Source organism: Kordia algicida OT-1 (genome assembly GCF_000154725.1).
Lineage (GTDB): Bacteria > Bacteroidota > Bacteroidia > Flavobacteriales > Flavobacteriaceae > Kordia > Kordia algicida.
In genome coordinates this window covers 823155-836888 of sequence record NZ_DS544873.1, presented here as the reverse complement: position 1 = coordinate 836888, position 13734 = coordinate 823155, and the positions used below count along the sequence as shown (strand labels likewise).

21 protein-coding genes are annotated in these 13734 nt (G+C 36.0%); 1 reads left to right on the top strand and 20 read right to left on the bottom strand.

What is annotated here, in order from left to right:
• Positions 1 to 45: 45 nt before the first annotated feature.
• From KAOT1_RS03775 to KAOT1_RS23305, 20 genes are all read right to left on the bottom strand, one after another.
• Positions 46 to 420, bottom strand: coding sequence for a hypothetical protein (locus KAOT1_RS03775; RefSeq protein ID WP_007093376.1), 375 nt, complete (start codon positions 418 to 420; stop codon positions 46 to 48).
• A gap of 6 nt (positions 421 to 426) precedes the next feature.
• Positions 427 to 570, bottom strand: coding sequence for a hypothetical protein (locus KAOT1_RS22700; protein WP_157560027.1), 144 nt, complete (start codon positions 568 to 570; stop codon positions 427 to 429).
• Positions 571 to 751: 181 nt separating this feature from the next.
• Entirely contained in the window at positions 752 to 1111 is a 360-nt protein-coding gene (locus tag KAOT1_RS03765; RefSeq protein WP_007093374.1) for a hypothetical protein, read from the bottom strand.
• Positions 1101 to 1442, bottom strand: coding sequence for a hypothetical protein (locus tag KAOT1_RS03760; RefSeq protein WP_007093373.1), 342 nt, complete (start codon positions 1440 to 1442; stop codon positions 1101 to 1103). The genes KAOT1_RS03765 and KAOT1_RS03760 overlap by 11 nt, the downstream gene beginning before the upstream one ends.
• A gap of 5 nt (positions 1443 to 1447) precedes the next feature.
• The gene (locus tag KAOT1_RS03755) at positions 1448 to 1693 is read right to left on the bottom strand and encodes a hypothetical protein (RefSeq protein WP_007093372.1); all 246 of its coding nucleotides are present in this window, start codon (positions 1691 to 1693) and stop codon (positions 1448 to 1450) included.
• Positions 1671 to 2381, bottom strand: a complete 711-nt coding sequence (locus tag KAOT1_RS03750) for a hypothetical protein (RefSeq protein ID WP_007093371.1) — start codon at positions 2379 to 2381, stop codon at positions 1671 to 1673. Before KAOT1_RS03750 ends, KAOT1_RS03755 begins: the two co-directional genes overlap by 23 nt.
• Positions 2381 to 2866, bottom strand: a complete 486-nt coding sequence (locus KAOT1_RS03745) for a peptidoglycan-binding domain-containing protein (protein WP_007093370.1) — start codon at positions 2864 to 2866, stop codon at positions 2381 to 2383. The genes KAOT1_RS03750 and KAOT1_RS03745 overlap by 1 nt, the downstream gene beginning before the upstream one ends.
• 14 nt (positions 2867 to 2880) lie before the next feature.
• Positions 2881 to 3405 (bottom strand): hypothetical protein, encoded by a 525-nt coding sequence (locus tag KAOT1_RS03740; protein WP_238528681.1) that lies wholly within the window; start codon positions 3403 to 3405, stop codon positions 2881 to 2883.
• A gap of 9 nt (positions 3406 to 3414) precedes the next feature.
• The gene (locus tag KAOT1_RS03735; protein ID WP_007093368.1) at positions 3415 to 3906 is read right to left on the bottom strand and encodes a hypothetical protein; all 492 of its coding nucleotides are present in this window, start codon (positions 3904 to 3906) and stop codon (positions 3415 to 3417) included.
• Entirely contained in the window at positions 3903 to 4349 is a 447-nt protein-coding gene (locus KAOT1_RS03730) for a hypothetical protein (RefSeq protein WP_007093367.1), read from the bottom strand. The genes KAOT1_RS03735 and KAOT1_RS03730 overlap by 4 nt, the downstream gene beginning before the upstream one ends.
• 185 nt (positions 4350 to 4534) lie before the next feature.
• The gene (locus KAOT1_RS03725) at positions 4535 to 5041 is read right to left on the bottom strand and encodes a hypothetical protein (protein WP_007093366.1); all 507 of its coding nucleotides are present in this window, start codon (positions 5039 to 5041) and stop codon (positions 4535 to 4537) included.
• A 16-nt stretch (positions 5042 to 5057) separates the two neighbouring features.
• A complete protein-coding gene (locus tag KAOT1_RS03720) occupies positions 5058 to 5489 on the bottom strand; it encodes a TIGR02594 family protein (protein WP_007093365.1) in 432 nt (143 codons plus the stop codon).
• Positions 5490 to 5502: 13 nt separating this feature from the next.
• The gene (locus tag KAOT1_RS03715) at positions 5503 to 7005 is read right to left on the bottom strand and encodes a YncE family protein (RefSeq protein WP_007093364.1); all 1503 of its coding nucleotides are present in this window, start codon (positions 7003 to 7005) and stop codon (positions 5503 to 5505) included.
• The gene (locus KAOT1_RS03710; protein WP_040559304.1) at positions 6986 to 7756 is read right to left on the bottom strand and encodes a hypothetical protein; all 771 of its coding nucleotides are present in this window, start codon (positions 7754 to 7756) and stop codon (positions 6986 to 6988) included. Before KAOT1_RS03710 ends, KAOT1_RS03715 begins: the two co-directional genes overlap by 20 nt.
• Positions 7753 to 8241: a hypothetical protein gene (locus KAOT1_RS03705; RefSeq protein WP_007093362.1), complete on the bottom strand. Its 489-nt coding sequence runs from the start codon at positions 8239 to 8241 to the stop codon at positions 7753 to 7755. Before KAOT1_RS03705 ends, KAOT1_RS03710 begins: the two co-directional genes overlap by 4 nt.
• On the bottom strand, positions 8242 to 8808 hold the full coding sequence (locus tag KAOT1_RS03700; RefSeq protein ID WP_007093361.1) for a hypothetical protein: 567 nt from the start codon (positions 8806 to 8808) through the stop codon (positions 8242 to 8244). It abuts the gene before it with no gap.
• 145 nt (positions 8809 to 8953) lie between these two features.
• Positions 8954 to 9604 carry a hypothetical protein gene (locus KAOT1_RS03695; protein ID WP_007093360.1) on the bottom strand — a complete coding sequence of 217 codons (651 nt, stop codon included), beginning with the start codon at positions 9602 to 9604 and terminating at the stop codon, positions 8954 to 8956.
• A complete protein-coding gene (locus KAOT1_RS03690; RefSeq protein WP_007093359.1) occupies positions 9604 to 10236 on the bottom strand; it encodes a hypothetical protein in 633 nt (210 codons plus the stop codon). Before KAOT1_RS03690 ends, KAOT1_RS03695 begins: the two co-directional genes overlap by 1 nt.
• 94 nt (positions 10237 to 10330) lie before the next feature.
• Positions 10331 to 11224 carry a hypothetical protein gene (locus tag KAOT1_RS03685; RefSeq protein WP_007093358.1) on the bottom strand — a complete coding sequence of 298 codons (894 nt, stop codon included), beginning with the start codon at positions 11222 to 11224 and terminating at the stop codon, positions 10331 to 10333.
• A gap of 85 nt (positions 11225 to 11309) precedes the next feature.
• Positions 11310 to 11471, bottom strand: coding sequence for a hypothetical protein (locus KAOT1_RS23305; RefSeq protein WP_007093357.1), 162 nt, complete (start codon positions 11469 to 11471; stop codon positions 11310 to 11312).
• 461 nt (positions 11472 to 11932) lie between these two features.
• Here KAOT1_RS23305 and KAOT1_RS03680 point away from each other — a divergent pair, with 461 nt between their 5' ends.
• Entirely contained in the window at positions 11933 to 13726 is a 1794-nt protein-coding gene (locus tag KAOT1_RS03680; protein ID WP_007093356.1) for a HEPN domain-containing protein, read from the top strand.
• The last annotated feature ends 8 nt before the right edge of the window (positions 13727 to 13734 follow it).

Genomic DNA, 13734 nt, shown 5'->3' with positions numbered 1-13734 from the left:
GTATGTTTAATGTGCGACCGCCTTTATTTATGTTCATGATCTTTTTTAGTTTTTATATTTTTGAATTTCGTTTTCAAGTTCATTGATCCGTTCACGTTGCAGGGTAATGATTCGATTCATTTCTGCATTTTTGTTCTCCAGCTTCAAAATTGTTTGACTCATTTGCGCATTGTTATTTTCTAGTCTTCCAATACGCTCACGTTGCAAAGAGTTTTTATTTTCAAGTTCTTTGATGCGTCTATCCATATTTTCAGTCCATAGCTTGTAATTTTCAACAACCAAACTATTTGCCTGTGCATTGAGATTGTTGATCTCTGCATTTTTAAAACGCTTGTTCATCCTAAGTTGGAATAACATTTCAACGACTTTCCAAAAACCCGTAGCACCAAATACAATAGCGCAAATTTTTAGTACTGTCATCATCCTTTATTTTAAAATTAGTACTGAAGAAACTATTGCCAAACCAGCAGTTAAGATCCATTTGACAAACTTTCCTTGTCTGATTTGTTTGTTCTTTTTTTTGATCGTTCTATTGAGCGCATCTATGTGAAGCTGGTCATTTGTTTGCATACTATTAAGATTGGTGATCTTGGTTTGTAAACTAAAAATGATTAGATCCTTTTCGTTTAATAAGCGATTGTATCTTGTAATATCAATTTCAAATAAACTGATCAAGGTGTCCTGATAGATACTATATTCAAACTTCTTAGCAATGAACCTTGATTGCTCAATGGTGAAACAAAAATAGGATTCACTCCCTATGGTTTTTCTGATCGGTGCTAATGTTTGAGAAATACAGGTAAAGCTCCATATTAGACATACGATCGATAGCATTGATTTTTTCTTTGATCTCATAATGTAGATTTTGAATGATTTGCTGATTTTCATTGATCTGATCTTGTAAACTATCGTTTGTCCTTTGCCGTTTGAGTATGAGTGAATCTAGCTCTGCATTCTCATGCTCAAGCCTTAGATTTTCTCTCTCAAGTTCAATGATCGTTTGATTGTGATCTTCACTCCCACTCAAATTGAAATAGTGAAGTAAACCGATAGTGACAGCTACAATAGTTACAATAGTTACAATAGAAATAATGAATGTTCTAATTTTCATACTTTGTAGGCTTTGGTTGTTTTATCTGAAAAAAGTAGCGAATCACTTTTTGAATAAGAAGCTTGTGGAATACAAGGGCGAATACAAAGGATTGCAATAAAACTTCAACATCGCCAATTGAATAATCTCTGATAAAGTAGACCGTAATACCATAGAGGACTCCAATGAGTAGCACACGATACCGTGTGGCAATTTTGAACCTGAAAATTTTGTAAAACAATCCTGTTATATATTCAGAATTGCATCCGTAACAGATTAAGATAAACGTAAATATGTATGCCCAATCAAGGCTATTTATATAATCAGATAATTGTGTGATGATCTCTCTCATGTGTTCTATGTTTTTATTTTTAAATGTGATCGGATCGTTTGTATTTCTGCTTTTATAGCGGTTAATTGATGATCAGGAACAACGTTTTTTACTAAGTTGGCTATCACAATTATGGCAATTCCACTAAGTAACAAGGCGATGATCACTTTCAGCAATGTTTGATTTGTTAGTGTAATGGTCACTTCTGTTTTCAAGCCATCCTTGTCAACAAGTCCATCGATCAGATCTTTAATACTTCTTTTTTGTGGCATTTCTTTTCTTTTTTGGTTTGCCTTCCATATTTAATTGTGTGTAGAGCTGCTTTGTAACAGTATCAACTTTTAAATAGCGCTTTACATGTTCTACGGTTAAGGCATCATACTGATCCGTTACAATACCGCTAGCACCATGATTTTTTAGCATGTACACCTTTAAGTTCCATACACGTTTTCCTTTACTTCCTAGTTGTAAGGGAAAGTCATCATTTGCCGCTTTTTCTTGTGTTTTTGTTATTACTTCAATAGGCTGTTCCACCTCAATATCATGGACAGGTGATAGCACTTTCGGTTCTGATTCTACTTTGAGTTCTTTTTTAATTGAATTCTCAATTTTAAGTGGCTTCGAGCAAATGAGCTTTGCATTATCCTCTATTTTAACATCTTGACCCTGTGTTTTTGAAACAGTCTTTTTCATTGGTCTATTTTTTATAACACTAAGGGGTGTAGTAGCTTTTTCCGCTTTAGAATCGGTAGCCTTTTTTAAAGGTGTCCCCTTACTTTGATCTTTTTTAAGATCTTCTACCCTATCATTCTCTACAATGACAATAAAGTCAGCGTCTTGGGTTTCTTCTTGTTGCTTGAGTTCTTCTTCTCTATTTCTTAGTATACAATAGGCGATGTATCCACATACCAAAATTCCGCCTGCCACTAAAAGTCGTTTTCCTAAACTGATCGATTCCATTATTTTCCTAGTGTTTTTAATGCTTTTTTCATTTTTTCGATATCTGTGGTAGTGAAAACCGTTTTACCTAATTTTCTCTTTGCCGCTTTTGCAGTCTTTGGGCCGAATGCTCCATCAACCCCATCACGCTTTGCTCCTGTCTTTCCTAAGTCTTCATGTAACATCTTTAAGTAGCGTTGTAAGATCCTTACTAAACTACCTCGACTACCATATTTGACTACGATTTTACTTGAACTTGCCTGTACAGGGATTGTCGTTTTTGTGCCTGAAGAAGTAAATGGTGGGGTGTATCTCGATGGAGAAACAGCAATGTTTGCTGTTGACTGAGCTATTCCTGATTTTTCTTGGCTTTGCTTTTTCTTCTTTTTGCTCATCACATAGTAGGTAATTCCTATACCTGCAACGACAAAGACGATACTCCCGATAATCAATGGGGTTTTATGCTTTGCCAAGAATGAAGGTGCTATTTGCATTTGTTTTTTCATGTGCTTGTCTGTTTTTACGTTAATTTATAATTAGGTAATCGGTTTATGTATTGCCACACGTACTGTTTCATTTCTGAATGACTTAAAAAACTATTTAGATGTTGCCATAGATCTTTATGGTTATGGTTCTCATAATACGCTTTGGATAGGCTTGCTACATCGGTTTTGCTTTGTAATTTCTTGAATACATCACGCACAGCATATTCATCATCATTGAAAGTTCCCCTAGCATTGTGAAGTGTTTTTACAAGGTGTGTTGCCGTTGATCTATTTAAAACAGCAATCTTTTTGGGATATACCCATTTTTTAACATCTTCCAAATAGTTCATGTTAAAGGGTTTGTTCCAATTCGGTTCTTGTTTTAGCGAAGCTGTGGCAACTGTATTTACTTTAATACCACTTCCTATGTTTGATCGGGTAGGATCGATCGAGTAGCCTAACGCACTCTGTTTTCCTTTATTTTTGAAATAGATGATTCCGCCAATACCTCCTAAAAGAAGTGTCCCACCACCGATCATCCACCATGTTCTTTGTGTCATTTTCATACCTTATGCAGTTCTGTAATTTGGTTTTGTATTCACTATATCTAATACGGTCTTGATCTCCTCTTTCCCAAAACGATCTTTCAGTACATCAATTAAATTTTTTGAATACTCCTCTTGATACGCTTTGACCACTTGTGATACTTGTACTTTGTCTTTGAGTTGCCTAAACACACCATATACTTTCTGCTCATCATCCCCACCCTGATACCAAGCTTTAAAAGAACTTTTTATTTGATTCGCATAATGAGTTGCCGTACTTTCCTTTAAAGCTAGGATACGCCCGCCTACTACTTGACTAACCTTATCCAAATAATGAATGTCAAAAGCATTCTGACCGCCGATACCACTTTTTATTGGTTCGATCCTAGCACTTAGTGCTGAAAGTAATTTGCTAGTGAGTCGTTCTCGTTTTTTAGTGCGTCTACCTATGATCACACTCCCTATAAGTAACACCACCACTCCAGCTCCCGATATGATCAAGATGTTCTTTTTCATTTGCCTAGTAATTTTGCCGCCTGTCCTGCGGGAGTTAACATCGCTAGATCTTTTATAGTGGCATTCTTTGTAGAGTTTCTAAGCATGATGACAATCCCTATCAGCACTACAATTAAGAGTATTGGAATCCCTAGGGATAAGATCTTTGTCATGTTCTTTCCAAATCCTAATATGCTTCCACCAATTCCCGATAGGTCTGCAATGGTTCGTGTTGCCATATTAGATACATTTAAGTCATTTGTTTTAAGCCATTTGTTAAAGGTTGGACTTGTACTGCAAAAAGTTGATCCGTTCGACTTCCATGTCACTAGCCAGATCATTTTGGCATTGTGTTTTCCTAGCTTTTTTTTGAGTTGCCTGTAATAACTTGTCCAAAAATCACAGGTGTCCTCTGCTTCAGGAATAAGAAATACTTGATCTTCTACTTGAATTTGAATTGCCATAAACTATATATTGAAAATTGATCGGGTGTGTGATACTACCTCTGATTCTTTAAAGCCTTGTTTTTTTAAAAAGGTTTCCAAACGACGCTTTTGCCTTGATTGAGTCTTTAGAAATGATCGTCTATGATACTGCGATGATAGTTCTCTAGCGATCCAAAATCCAACAGCAAGCGTCAATAGTGTTCTCATACTTTTGACCTTGGTTTGTTATATATGTTTTTTTCAGGAATTCCAATTGAGTCAAGCCAATCCCCTACACTAAAGGCGGGACTATCCTCTGTAATTTTTGTTGGCACTTCATTAAAGCCTAGAACTAAAATGTTTGGAAAACGCAATACATAGAATTTTACAAGGGTTTCAAGTGTATTTTTTTGCGCATCGGTACGGGTATCTTTTTCCCATGCTTCTTTAAGGGTTCTCCCCCCTACATAAGCAATATGTTTTGCAATGCCTGTCAAGTTTTGAATTCCATTAGAGATCCCCCAAATATCCGTTTGGGTTGGGTTGTCCTCTCCTATGATCACTTGTAAACTTCCGTTAAATGGTATTAGATAGTCAAACCCTGGTCGATTAAGACCTAAACCACCATTGCGCTTTTCTTCGGTGTGCTTTTTTATGATCACATCTTTGCCAAAGTCCAATGCTTCGGAAGTATTTGTACTGTGAATGATCAAATAATCTATTTCTTTCATCTGTTTATTTTTTTATTTAAGCGTTTGCTAATTCTCTAAAACCAAGTAATCTGTATGCGGGATATTGCTGAATATTCACTTGGTTATTTTGATTCCCTCCAAGCACATAGATCTGTTTTTGATCTTCTGAATACCCTATGAATACCCCCACATGACCTTTCCAACTATGCTTTCGCTCTCGCCATAGTACCACCACATCACCTTGTTGTGGGGTGGTTACTTGTCTGCCTACTAAAAGCCATGAACGTGCATTTAATTTTCCGCTTTTTTGTTTTCCTGCCTTGAGTGCTACCCAGTTCATAAAGGCACTACACCAAGCCGTTTCGTCCGTTGTAACCCACCTGTGTCCAATCTCTTTGAAGTAATTGACAATAATAGGATTGTGCAGTTTTCCTTTTTTTTCTCTAACGCCATATTGGCTTAATGCTATTTCTAATACTGTTTTCATACTGCTCTTTGTTTTAATGTTCCTTTTTCCAAGCTTTTGGAATTCCTTTACTTTGCGCTACACCTGTGGAAACGCTCGACTTCTCAGGTAAGAAATTGTACATCTCTAATTGCTTGTAGTAGATCAAAAATGTGACTTGTTGATCGGGATTGATCTTAAAGCGCCAACAAACACGTCCATCCACGATCTGTCCTTCCATTTCAAATACTTCAGATACGTTTCCAAATCCCTGCGGAGAGTGATAGCCCCCTAGTGATATAGGTTCGCATAGCTGCTTGCCTGAGATAGAGGTTTCTATGATCTGTAAGGTATTGATACGCTGATTAGTTGAAGCCACTACTTTCATGTGCGTGATGATCATAGGATTGTATTTGAAATCCTGTCGAATTTGTTCATAATCCTGATTGACCTTTACTAATAATTTTGAAACACGGGTGTAGATAAAGAGCTGTTGTAGGGTTGAATTGTTGAGCGCAATTGCGCCATTTTTGGAACTGATCGCAAAGCTTCGGTCAAAAGCTACGATCGCTAGGGTATCAACCACTTGAAGATCTTCATCAATTCGTGTAAAGTCTTGATCTGTTTGATTAGCCACATAGATATAGGTATCTTGTGGATTGTAGTGAATATCAATAGGGGAACTCCCTGTGTTGAGCGTTGTTTGAACCGCTAGGGTTTGTCCATCTGCCACCAAGACTGAATTAAGGGTATCATAACCAATGTACATGTACTTACTTATAGGGTGGTAATAAAACGAAACATGATTTTCATTAGTGGTGACCCTTTCAAACCACCCTCTTTTATTTCCTGCTGTATTGTAGACTTCCACATCATTATTGACCACGTTATGCACATAGAGATCACCATTATCAGTATTGATACCAATATTTCGCAACCCCTCAATAGTTAAATGCTCAATGATCTGATCATCTAAGGTGGTGATCTTTAGGATCAGATTCCTAAATGGTTCGGATATATAGTAGCAATCTAAAACAGGATCATATCCTAGATCGTATGGCTCATTTACAAGTTGTATGCGACGCAAGACTGTAAAGGTCAGATCCACGACAATGAACTCTTTTCCACTTGTTCCCACAATGGCTACACAACCATATTCAGCACTATTGGGATTGGTATTTACCACCATACTTATAGGGTTGACCGTTAGGATCACATCAGTATGTAAGGCAATGGTTTGTACAACTTGTGCCTGATCATCAACTACTGTAATGGTATCATCCCTATAATTGATCACATAGAATAGGTCATTTACAGGGTTGTAGATCACCTCATAAGAATCCCGATCAACATCTGCTTCCAATTTTACTTGTTCACTACCATATAAAGGATCAGCTATGGGAGCGCATTTGTTTGCTCCCCATAAGGTGATCTCTCGTTGTTGTGCGCTGCAATTGGTAACTGTGATCTGAGCAACCTGATTTTCTTCCAACAATTCCTTGTAGAATGATCGTAAACGCTCATTCCTGTCATACCAATTATATAGTTGCTTGCTCATTTGCTTTATAATTTTCAATGAAATTAATAACCTGTTTTGTTCTACTTATTTGTGACCTACCCACCATTTCAGGGGTATTACCAAATACCTTCGTTACCGCATATACCGCTTCAATAGTTGGAAAACCATAATCCAAGTATTGCTTTATACCGCATAGATCTGCCGTGGTCTGACTTCGTGTATTTAAAAACCAATGGCATCCCTCATGTGCAAGAATGGCAACACGGATCGGTATGGTATATCCAAGAAATAATTTCCGAGATATTTGAACACGTGGCATTTTCCGATGTGTTCTAGCGGGGGTGATCAGTTCATTTCCAAAAGCATCCGTGATCGTGGGTAAGTATTGAAATAAAAATTCACCATCACTACTCTGATAAAACCCTGGAGAAACGTATCCCGCTTTTTCCGAAAAGTTAACCGCAAATTCAAAAAATTGATATTGCTGATCGGTTGCCCACATTTTGATCTCAGGCATTTTTTCTACACGAACCGCTTGAATTTCAAAACTCTTATCATTGGAACTATTCTTGTCATAGATCTCCATTTCTAAACTTTTTGGAGATACAGGCATAGAAACGATAAATTCACGCACTACACCTGATTCTTTAAAGAATGCTTTGCGCCTGAAATAGTACGAGTTGGGGTACAATGGGTTGTACAACCTGATCCCTAAATGAAATGGTCTTTTCGATAGAATGGTCAGGCGAATTCTAAAACGCTCATGATTTGAGGGAATCGTTGTGATCATGGATTAAATGTTTGTACTTGTTTTGCTTTGTTGTTTTGCACGATCAACAGTCCGACCACCCCAACTAAAACGATCCCACCTATGACATAGATAAATGTTGGAATTCCCTTTTTTTGCTCCTGCTTTTCTTGTGCTGCTTGGTCATCAGTACTGCCAACTGAAAACTGATAATCAGAACCTTCCTCATTAGATATGTCCGCAGTTTGTGTATCTTTGGGTAGTACTATGGCGTCAATAACACCACCTATGGCAGTTGCACCACCTATGTCTTTGTAGATCTGTCCTACATCTTTGAAAAATTTACTCCGCTTTTGTTTTCGCTCTTGAACTTTGGCGGAAGAATTTCGTTTTAAACGTCTTGCCAGTCGTTTGGCTTTTCGTTTAGCTTTTCGCTCGGCACGCTTTTTTTTGCTTCCAAAAAAATCGTCGTAATCATCTCGTAGAAGATGATCTTCAACAAGATTTAGTGTTTCCCCTGAGATCATTTATGCTGATTTTTTTAGTCCTATTTTTATTTTTTTGCGGTATTGAACATACTTGTATATTCCAAAACTTGCCAGTCCAATGATCGCTATACCCGTGACAATCTTGACGATCTTTCCAACCCTAGTATCTGATTGTTTCCCTTTATCTAAAGCTTCTTTACTTTGCTTGTTTGTAGCGGGAACTTGTGTTTTATCCGTGGAAACTTGTGGCGATGCTTGTTTTACTGCACCCGTTTGTTTCATAAGTTTCGCAATCCCTATTTTTCTTGTAGGATTTGATGCTTTTTTATTGTTTATAGAAGCATTTCTAACCAATATACTAGGTTTTACAACTCCTGTATTGTTGCTTTTTTTAAAGCCTGTTAGTGGCGGCAATTTAGTAGGACGACCTTTGACAATTTTAGGTTGCCTTTTGCTCGGTATTTTTACTGCAATCGGAAAACCATTAGGATCAGAGCGAACAGGCGGTCTTCTTCTGCCAAATCTTCGTTTTTTTATGCCACGAAATTGCTTTCTGTTATACTCATCATACTCTTCTATCTGTGTGCTTGCTAGTGGATCTATCATAGTGCGTAGCTAAAATTTGATTGTACATTTACCCAATTACTGATTTGAAACCTATATCAACTTTTGTAAAAAGGCGTATCATTCTCGTTATTTTATACTGAATTAAAACCTTGTATGCTCTAATTTCAGTTTAGTGTCGTATCTATTATTGTGGCATTTGCACGCTACTGACCTGTGGCATTGGTGGATACTGCCTGTAAGGAGGTGCTTGCGTTTTAGGTTTAAGTGCAATTACTAGGATCACGCCAATAACGACCACTCCAGCACCGATACCCATGATCATGTTCATCTTCTTTTTCTCGGCTTCAGCTCTTTCTCTAGCTTCTTTGGCTTCCCTGACTCTACGTGCTTCCGCTTCTCTTGCACGCCTTTCTGCTTCTCTACGTTCACGCTCTTGTTGTGCTTGCATTTCTCTAAGGCGACGCTCCATATCTCTTTTTGCAGCATTGGCTTGTGCCGCAGCATTAGCCGAACTAGCTCCTGATGAGCTACGCCTTTTTTTCTTGCCGAGTAATCCACCTACGATTCCAAGCGCACCTTTGGCGATCGCTCCCCAAAATTGATCGTTTTCCTGCTTAGAAAATCGAATCATTAGCTTTTCAAGGGAACTTATAAATTGCTTGTTTCCTAACTTGATCTGCTCTACCACTTCGTTAATAAGTTGCTCTTTTGAGGGATTCCCTTTGAAAAAAACGTGATGATAGGCTAACAACTCCTGAACAGGTTTTGAGTAATTCAATACCAAATAGGTCAAGTTGTCAATGGCTCTATTGTATAAAATCTGCTGTTTATTCATTATTTTGATGTAAAATTTAATCCGTTACCAATGATGATTCCTGCAATAAATACCACCCCTACAATGATTAGATCTTCTTTGGTAGGGGCAAATCGGAGTTCCCCCGACACAGGCGTAGATACAGTTTGTTTTTTGGCAATGGCTTTTCTTGTTCGCAGTTCATTCCAAACAAGTTGCACCTCTTGTGCTAATTTTTTCTCATTTGGATTCTTATTGGACTCCTTTAGGATGCGATCGTAATAATTTTGCAATTCAGCAATGGTGTAATTCTCGAATTGATCTAAGAAATTATACTGATCCTCTGAGTCATTGTTTTTTGAATACCCACAAGATTCGCATGTGTTTTGAGCATCATTATATGCGTCATTTTCACAGGATTCACATACGCTTTTAACGGGTATGCTATTGAGCTTTAAAATTGTTTCCTTATCAGGATGCAATCTGATGAGTTGTTTTATTACTTTGCGACCTCGCTTGCGTACCAGCTCACGTATGGCTTCTGCTAGATGTTTTGGATTTTCAGGAACAACAAAACCATAACTATCCAATAATTCTGAAACCTTATCAATATTGTGATACACAATATAGTCGATACGATTCTGTGCTAATTTTGAAAGTGTTTGTGTGTTCATATTTTTTATGTAAAATGATAGCCAGAGAAAGGCTAACTTATACCTTGACTCTGGCTATCTTTAAAGACTAACTAACAAGGTGCTCTTGTTGTGTTTATCGCTTTTTACGTCTAACCAACTTGGTCGTGGGTTTTCTTGCTGGCTTTGGACGTACATAGCGAACTCTTGGAGGGGCAACACGTGGACGATAGCGTCTTACACGTCTACGTCTAGGACGCATACCGTACGCCGTTGGTCTTTTTCTTCGGATCAAATCCAATTGGGGTAAACCTGTGGTTCTTGGAGCGCTGGACAACTCTGCCACATTGCTTCCTTTTAACAGGTTGCCTAAGTTTGCTCTTGCTTTGATTGTGAAGGTAAAGACAGCCGTTACTCCATCCCCAATAACAACGTTGAGAGAGTCTTGTCCTGTAACGTCCATTTCAAAGTTGTCATCGTCGATAAGTGTTTGGGTAAAGTTCTGCGGAGAAGTCGCATTTCTTGGTTGGTACACACGGGTAGTCTTTGATCCCGAAGCGGTTCTACGATCAATTCGTAAAACATTATCGAATTGTAAGGCATTACTAACCGAGTATTTCATTCCCGCAATTTTAAAAGGATTGCTCTTGCTTTCCTCTCGTACTTCCTTGTGTGAGGATTCCTCGATATCTACCGTAACACCTGCGGGTTGTGCTTTTTCTGCATTACCGCCAAAGATTACGGCTTCTGCCGATGCTCCTGAAGTATTTTTAACAACAACGGTTAAGGTTCTGTCGTTTGGATCAATTTTTCCTAGGCTTGAACGAGAGTAGTCGTCAAATTCTTCCTCATCTTCATAGAGATCAAATTCTTCTTCATACTCATCGTCATAACCAACATAGTCATCGTCCATGCCTTCAAATCCTGTATCGAAGTCATCTTCCTCGTCATAGATCTCATCGCTATCATAATCATCGTACTGATCTTCAGCCGCTTCTTGATAACGCATAAGTTCATCTTCGTAACTCATAATATTTTGTTTTTAAAATGACTGTTTCTACAAAACAGTACGTTAATTGATTTTTTTAAATTGCTAAGGGTAGTATCTCTAAATACTATTTTTTAGCGGGCGTGGGTGTTTTACTTGCTGCTAGCTTTTTTGCTTTTCGCTTTTGAAGCATCGGTGCTACGATTAGCGTTCCTATTAGAATTCCTGCAACGCCTGTTCCCACCATATACATGATTGGCTTCCATGCGATATCTGAATTGTTTGCCATGTCCTTTTTTGTTTTAAATTTTGATTATTGGCGAAGGTTCTCTAAAACCTTTTTACTTTGTTCTCTACGAAGATTACATTTAAAGCTGGAAAAACATTTGTAAAATTTTGTGTACTACACAAAACGCCCAAAACGCCTATAAACACTCATAAGGATAACGTCTAAGTCATCAAAAAATGAGGGTAAGATTTCAAATTCTAATAATTGATCTTTAAACAGAAATAACTCTAGTCATAAGTAAAACAAGTTTTTTACATAGAAATCTTGCTTATATAGAATATCAATTGACCAATAAATAAGGGGAAGAATTTTTCTATGATTGAAAGAAAGTATAAATTTATGTGCGAATTTTATTTCGCATTAAAAAAGTGATTACATGATTAATTACCCATTAGAGAACTTTTATTAATAATCTCCAATTTTACAAAGGAAATTCTTAACGATGATAACTGAATAAAAAAATGAATGAAGTAAAAAAATGGATCAACATTGCTAAAAGTGATATTGAATCTTCAAAAATTTTATTAGAGAATGGTTTTTACAGTCAATCATATTTTCATTTTCAACAAGCTTCTGAAAAAGCAAATAAAGCATACTGGTTATTTGATGGATCTCTACAAGAAAATCAACTAAAAAAAATCAGTCATAATCAATTTAAGCCGCTAAGAAAAAATATAGTTTCGGAAAAAAATAAAATTGATTTTTTAAAAGATTTTGAACACAAGACAAACATGCTATTTAATAGTTCTTTATTAGATAAGAAGAATATTGAGGAATATGAAAATAACTTGAACAAAGCATTAAAATTTATTGATGGATTTAAAAAAACAAATTCCTTTGAATTTGAAGAAGATCAACTTACTCAAATGCTTGAAGTTTTAGAACAATTCAGAGAAATAAAAATTGAAATTCCTCATAACTTTCCTGATCTTGTTAAGCAAAATCTCAAAGATCAAATTGTATTTCTTAAAAAATTTAGAACTGAAAATGCTAATAAACAAGCTGATATTTTGATAGATACCTTAAATGATAAAGATAAGTTTAATGATTATCAAGATTCAGTTACTAATTTGAATAGAAAAGTTATAAAACTGCTATATGTTTCTAGTACTTTTAAGTATTGTTCGATTTTGACAGTTCAACATAGTAATACCACTAGGTATCCTGAAGGCTTGAATGGACAAAGTCCTATTGATGTTTACAATGAAAATTTACCTATTGTAAAAAATCAATTAAGTTTTTTGAAACATCTTAATAATTCATTAGATCGGTTAACCTTGTTGAGTGAAAATTATGAGTCCATAAAAAACGAGGAAATAACTGAGTCAATCGAAAATATTAAGCCTTTTAAAAATCCTGATTCAAGATGGGATTTTTTCGGAGCAAAAAATGAAGCAGATTTTCATAATTTGTTTGTCGTTTTAAAAAATACTCACAAGGACGTTCCAGAAAATATAGAAAATGAACTTATTAATTTTGAAAAACTTCAACAACTTAGCTATTATCACTATCCCGCCTATGGTGATGCTTTTTCAAGATTGACACGCATTTTTGAAATGGCTGTAAAAGCTAAGGCAAGAATTTTAAATATAGATTTAAAAAATTCAAATGATAGGGAAAAAACCTTGAATACACTTATTCAAGAAATTAGTGTTGGTTATAACAACTCATTTAGAGAAAATTTGAATTGGGGAAGAAAAATGAGAAATATGAATGCTCATCCCGATTTTAGTATAGTCTATGGAAATATGATTACAGTTCCACTAATCCGATTAGTAAATATTATTAATGACATTTTTAGAACGAAGGAGTTTTTTGAAGGTGAAATTAGACTTTTACGCAAGATAAATACTGATTATAAGTCGTTTAAGAGTGGACTTTGGAAATTAGAACACTATCTAATTCATTCTGTAGAAATAGCAGCGGTGAGAAATGGTTATTCGCTGTGGGTATTTTATCCTGTTATGCAAAATTACCCTTATTATGAAAATGGTAATTTATATAAACTTGATCCATTATTTTCAATTATAAAAAATCATAATATTATTGATAACTCTCTAATTTTAATCACCTACGATGACTTAAAAATAGAATTAATACCTACCTATAAATCTGAAAATATTGAAAAATTAAAACATTATCAAAATCAAATAGATTCGACCACCGATAATGTTAACAAAAAAATGGAAGCTTATAAAGAAGAAAGTTTGGGATATCAGACTGAACTTTTCAAACACCTAATCTCAATTTACTAATTTATAAA

Excerpts from the sequence above, each read along its gene's own strand:
- KAOT1_RS03775 (WP_007093376.1), bottom strand. The coding sequence starts at position 420 with ATGACAGTACTAAAAATTTGCGCTATTGTATTTGGTGCTACGGGTTTT.
- KAOT1_RS03680 (WP_007093356.1), top strand. The coding sequence starts at position 11,933 with ATGAATGAAGTAAAAAAATGGATCAACATTGCTAAAAGTGATATTGAA.
- KAOT1_RS03690 (WP_007093359.1), bottom strand. The coding sequence starts at position 10,236 with ATGAACACACAAACACTTTCAAAATTAGCACAGAATCGTATCGACTAT.
- KAOT1_RS03700 (WP_007093361.1), bottom strand. The coding sequence starts at position 8,808 with ATGATAGATCCACTAGCAAGCACACAGATAGAAGAGTATGATGAGTAT.
- KAOT1_RS03745 (WP_007093370.1), bottom strand. The coding sequence starts at position 2,866 with ATGAAAAAACAAATGCAAATAGCACCTTCATTCTTGGCAAAGCATAAA.
- KAOT1_RS03705 (WP_007093362.1), bottom strand. The coding sequence starts at position 8,241 with ATGATCTCAGGGGAAACACTAAATCTTGTTGAAGATCATCTTCTACGA.
- KAOT1_RS03720 (WP_007093365.1), bottom strand. The coding sequence starts at position 5,489 with ATGAAAACAGTATTAGAAATAGCATTAAGCCAATATGGCGTTAGAGAA.
- KAOT1_RS03740 (WP_238528681.1), bottom strand. The coding sequence starts at position 3,405 with ATGACACAAAGAACATGGTGGATGATCGGTGGTGGGACACTTCTTTTA.
- KAOT1_RS03710 (WP_040559304.1), bottom strand. The coding sequence starts at position 7,756 with ATGATCACAACGATTCCCTCAAATCATGAGCGTTTTAGAATTCGCCTG.
- KAOT1_RS03765 (WP_007093374.1), bottom strand. The coding sequence starts at position 1,111 with ATGAAAATTAGAACATTCATTATTTCTATTGTAACTATTGTAACTATT.
- KAOT1_RS03725 (WP_007093366.1), bottom strand. The coding sequence starts at position 5,041 with ATGAAAGAAATAGATTATTTGATCATTCACAGTACAAATACTTCCGAA.
- KAOT1_RS03685 (WP_007093358.1), bottom strand. The coding sequence starts at position 11,224 with ATGAGTTACGAAGATGAACTTATGCGTTATCAAGAAGCGGCTGAAGAT.
- KAOT1_RS03750 (WP_007093371.1), bottom strand. The coding sequence starts at position 2,381 with ATGGAATCGATCAGTTTAGGAAAACGACTTTTAGTGGCAGGCGGAATT.
- KAOT1_RS03735 (WP_007093368.1), bottom strand. The coding sequence starts at position 3,906 with ATGAAAAAGAACATCTTGATCATATCGGGAGCTGGAGTGGTGGTGTTA.
- KAOT1_RS03760 (WP_007093373.1), bottom strand. The coding sequence starts at position 1,442 with ATGAGAGAGATCATCACACAATTATCTGATTATATAAATAGCCTTGAT.
- KAOT1_RS22700 (WP_157560027.1), bottom strand. The coding sequence starts at position 570 with ATGCAAACAAATGACCAGCTTCACATAGATGCGCTCAATAGAACGATC.
- KAOT1_RS03755 (WP_007093372.1), bottom strand. The coding sequence starts at position 1,693 with ATGCCACAAAAAAGAAGTATTAAAGATCTGATCGATGGACTTGTTGAC.
- KAOT1_RS03715 (WP_007093364.1), bottom strand. The coding sequence starts at position 7,005 with ATGAGCAAGCAACTATATAATTGGTATGACAGGAATGAGCGTTTACGA.
- KAOT1_RS23305 (WP_007093357.1), bottom strand. The coding sequence starts at position 11,471 with ATGGCAAACAATTCAGATATCGCATGGAAGCCAATCATGTATATGGTG.
- KAOT1_RS03730 (WP_007093367.1), bottom strand. The coding sequence starts at position 4,349 with ATGGCAATTCAAATTCAAGTAGAAGATCAAGTATTTCTTATTCCTGAA.
- KAOT1_RS03695 (WP_007093360.1), bottom strand. The coding sequence starts at position 9,604 with ATGAATAAACAGCAGATTTTATACAATAGAGCCATTGACAACTTGACC.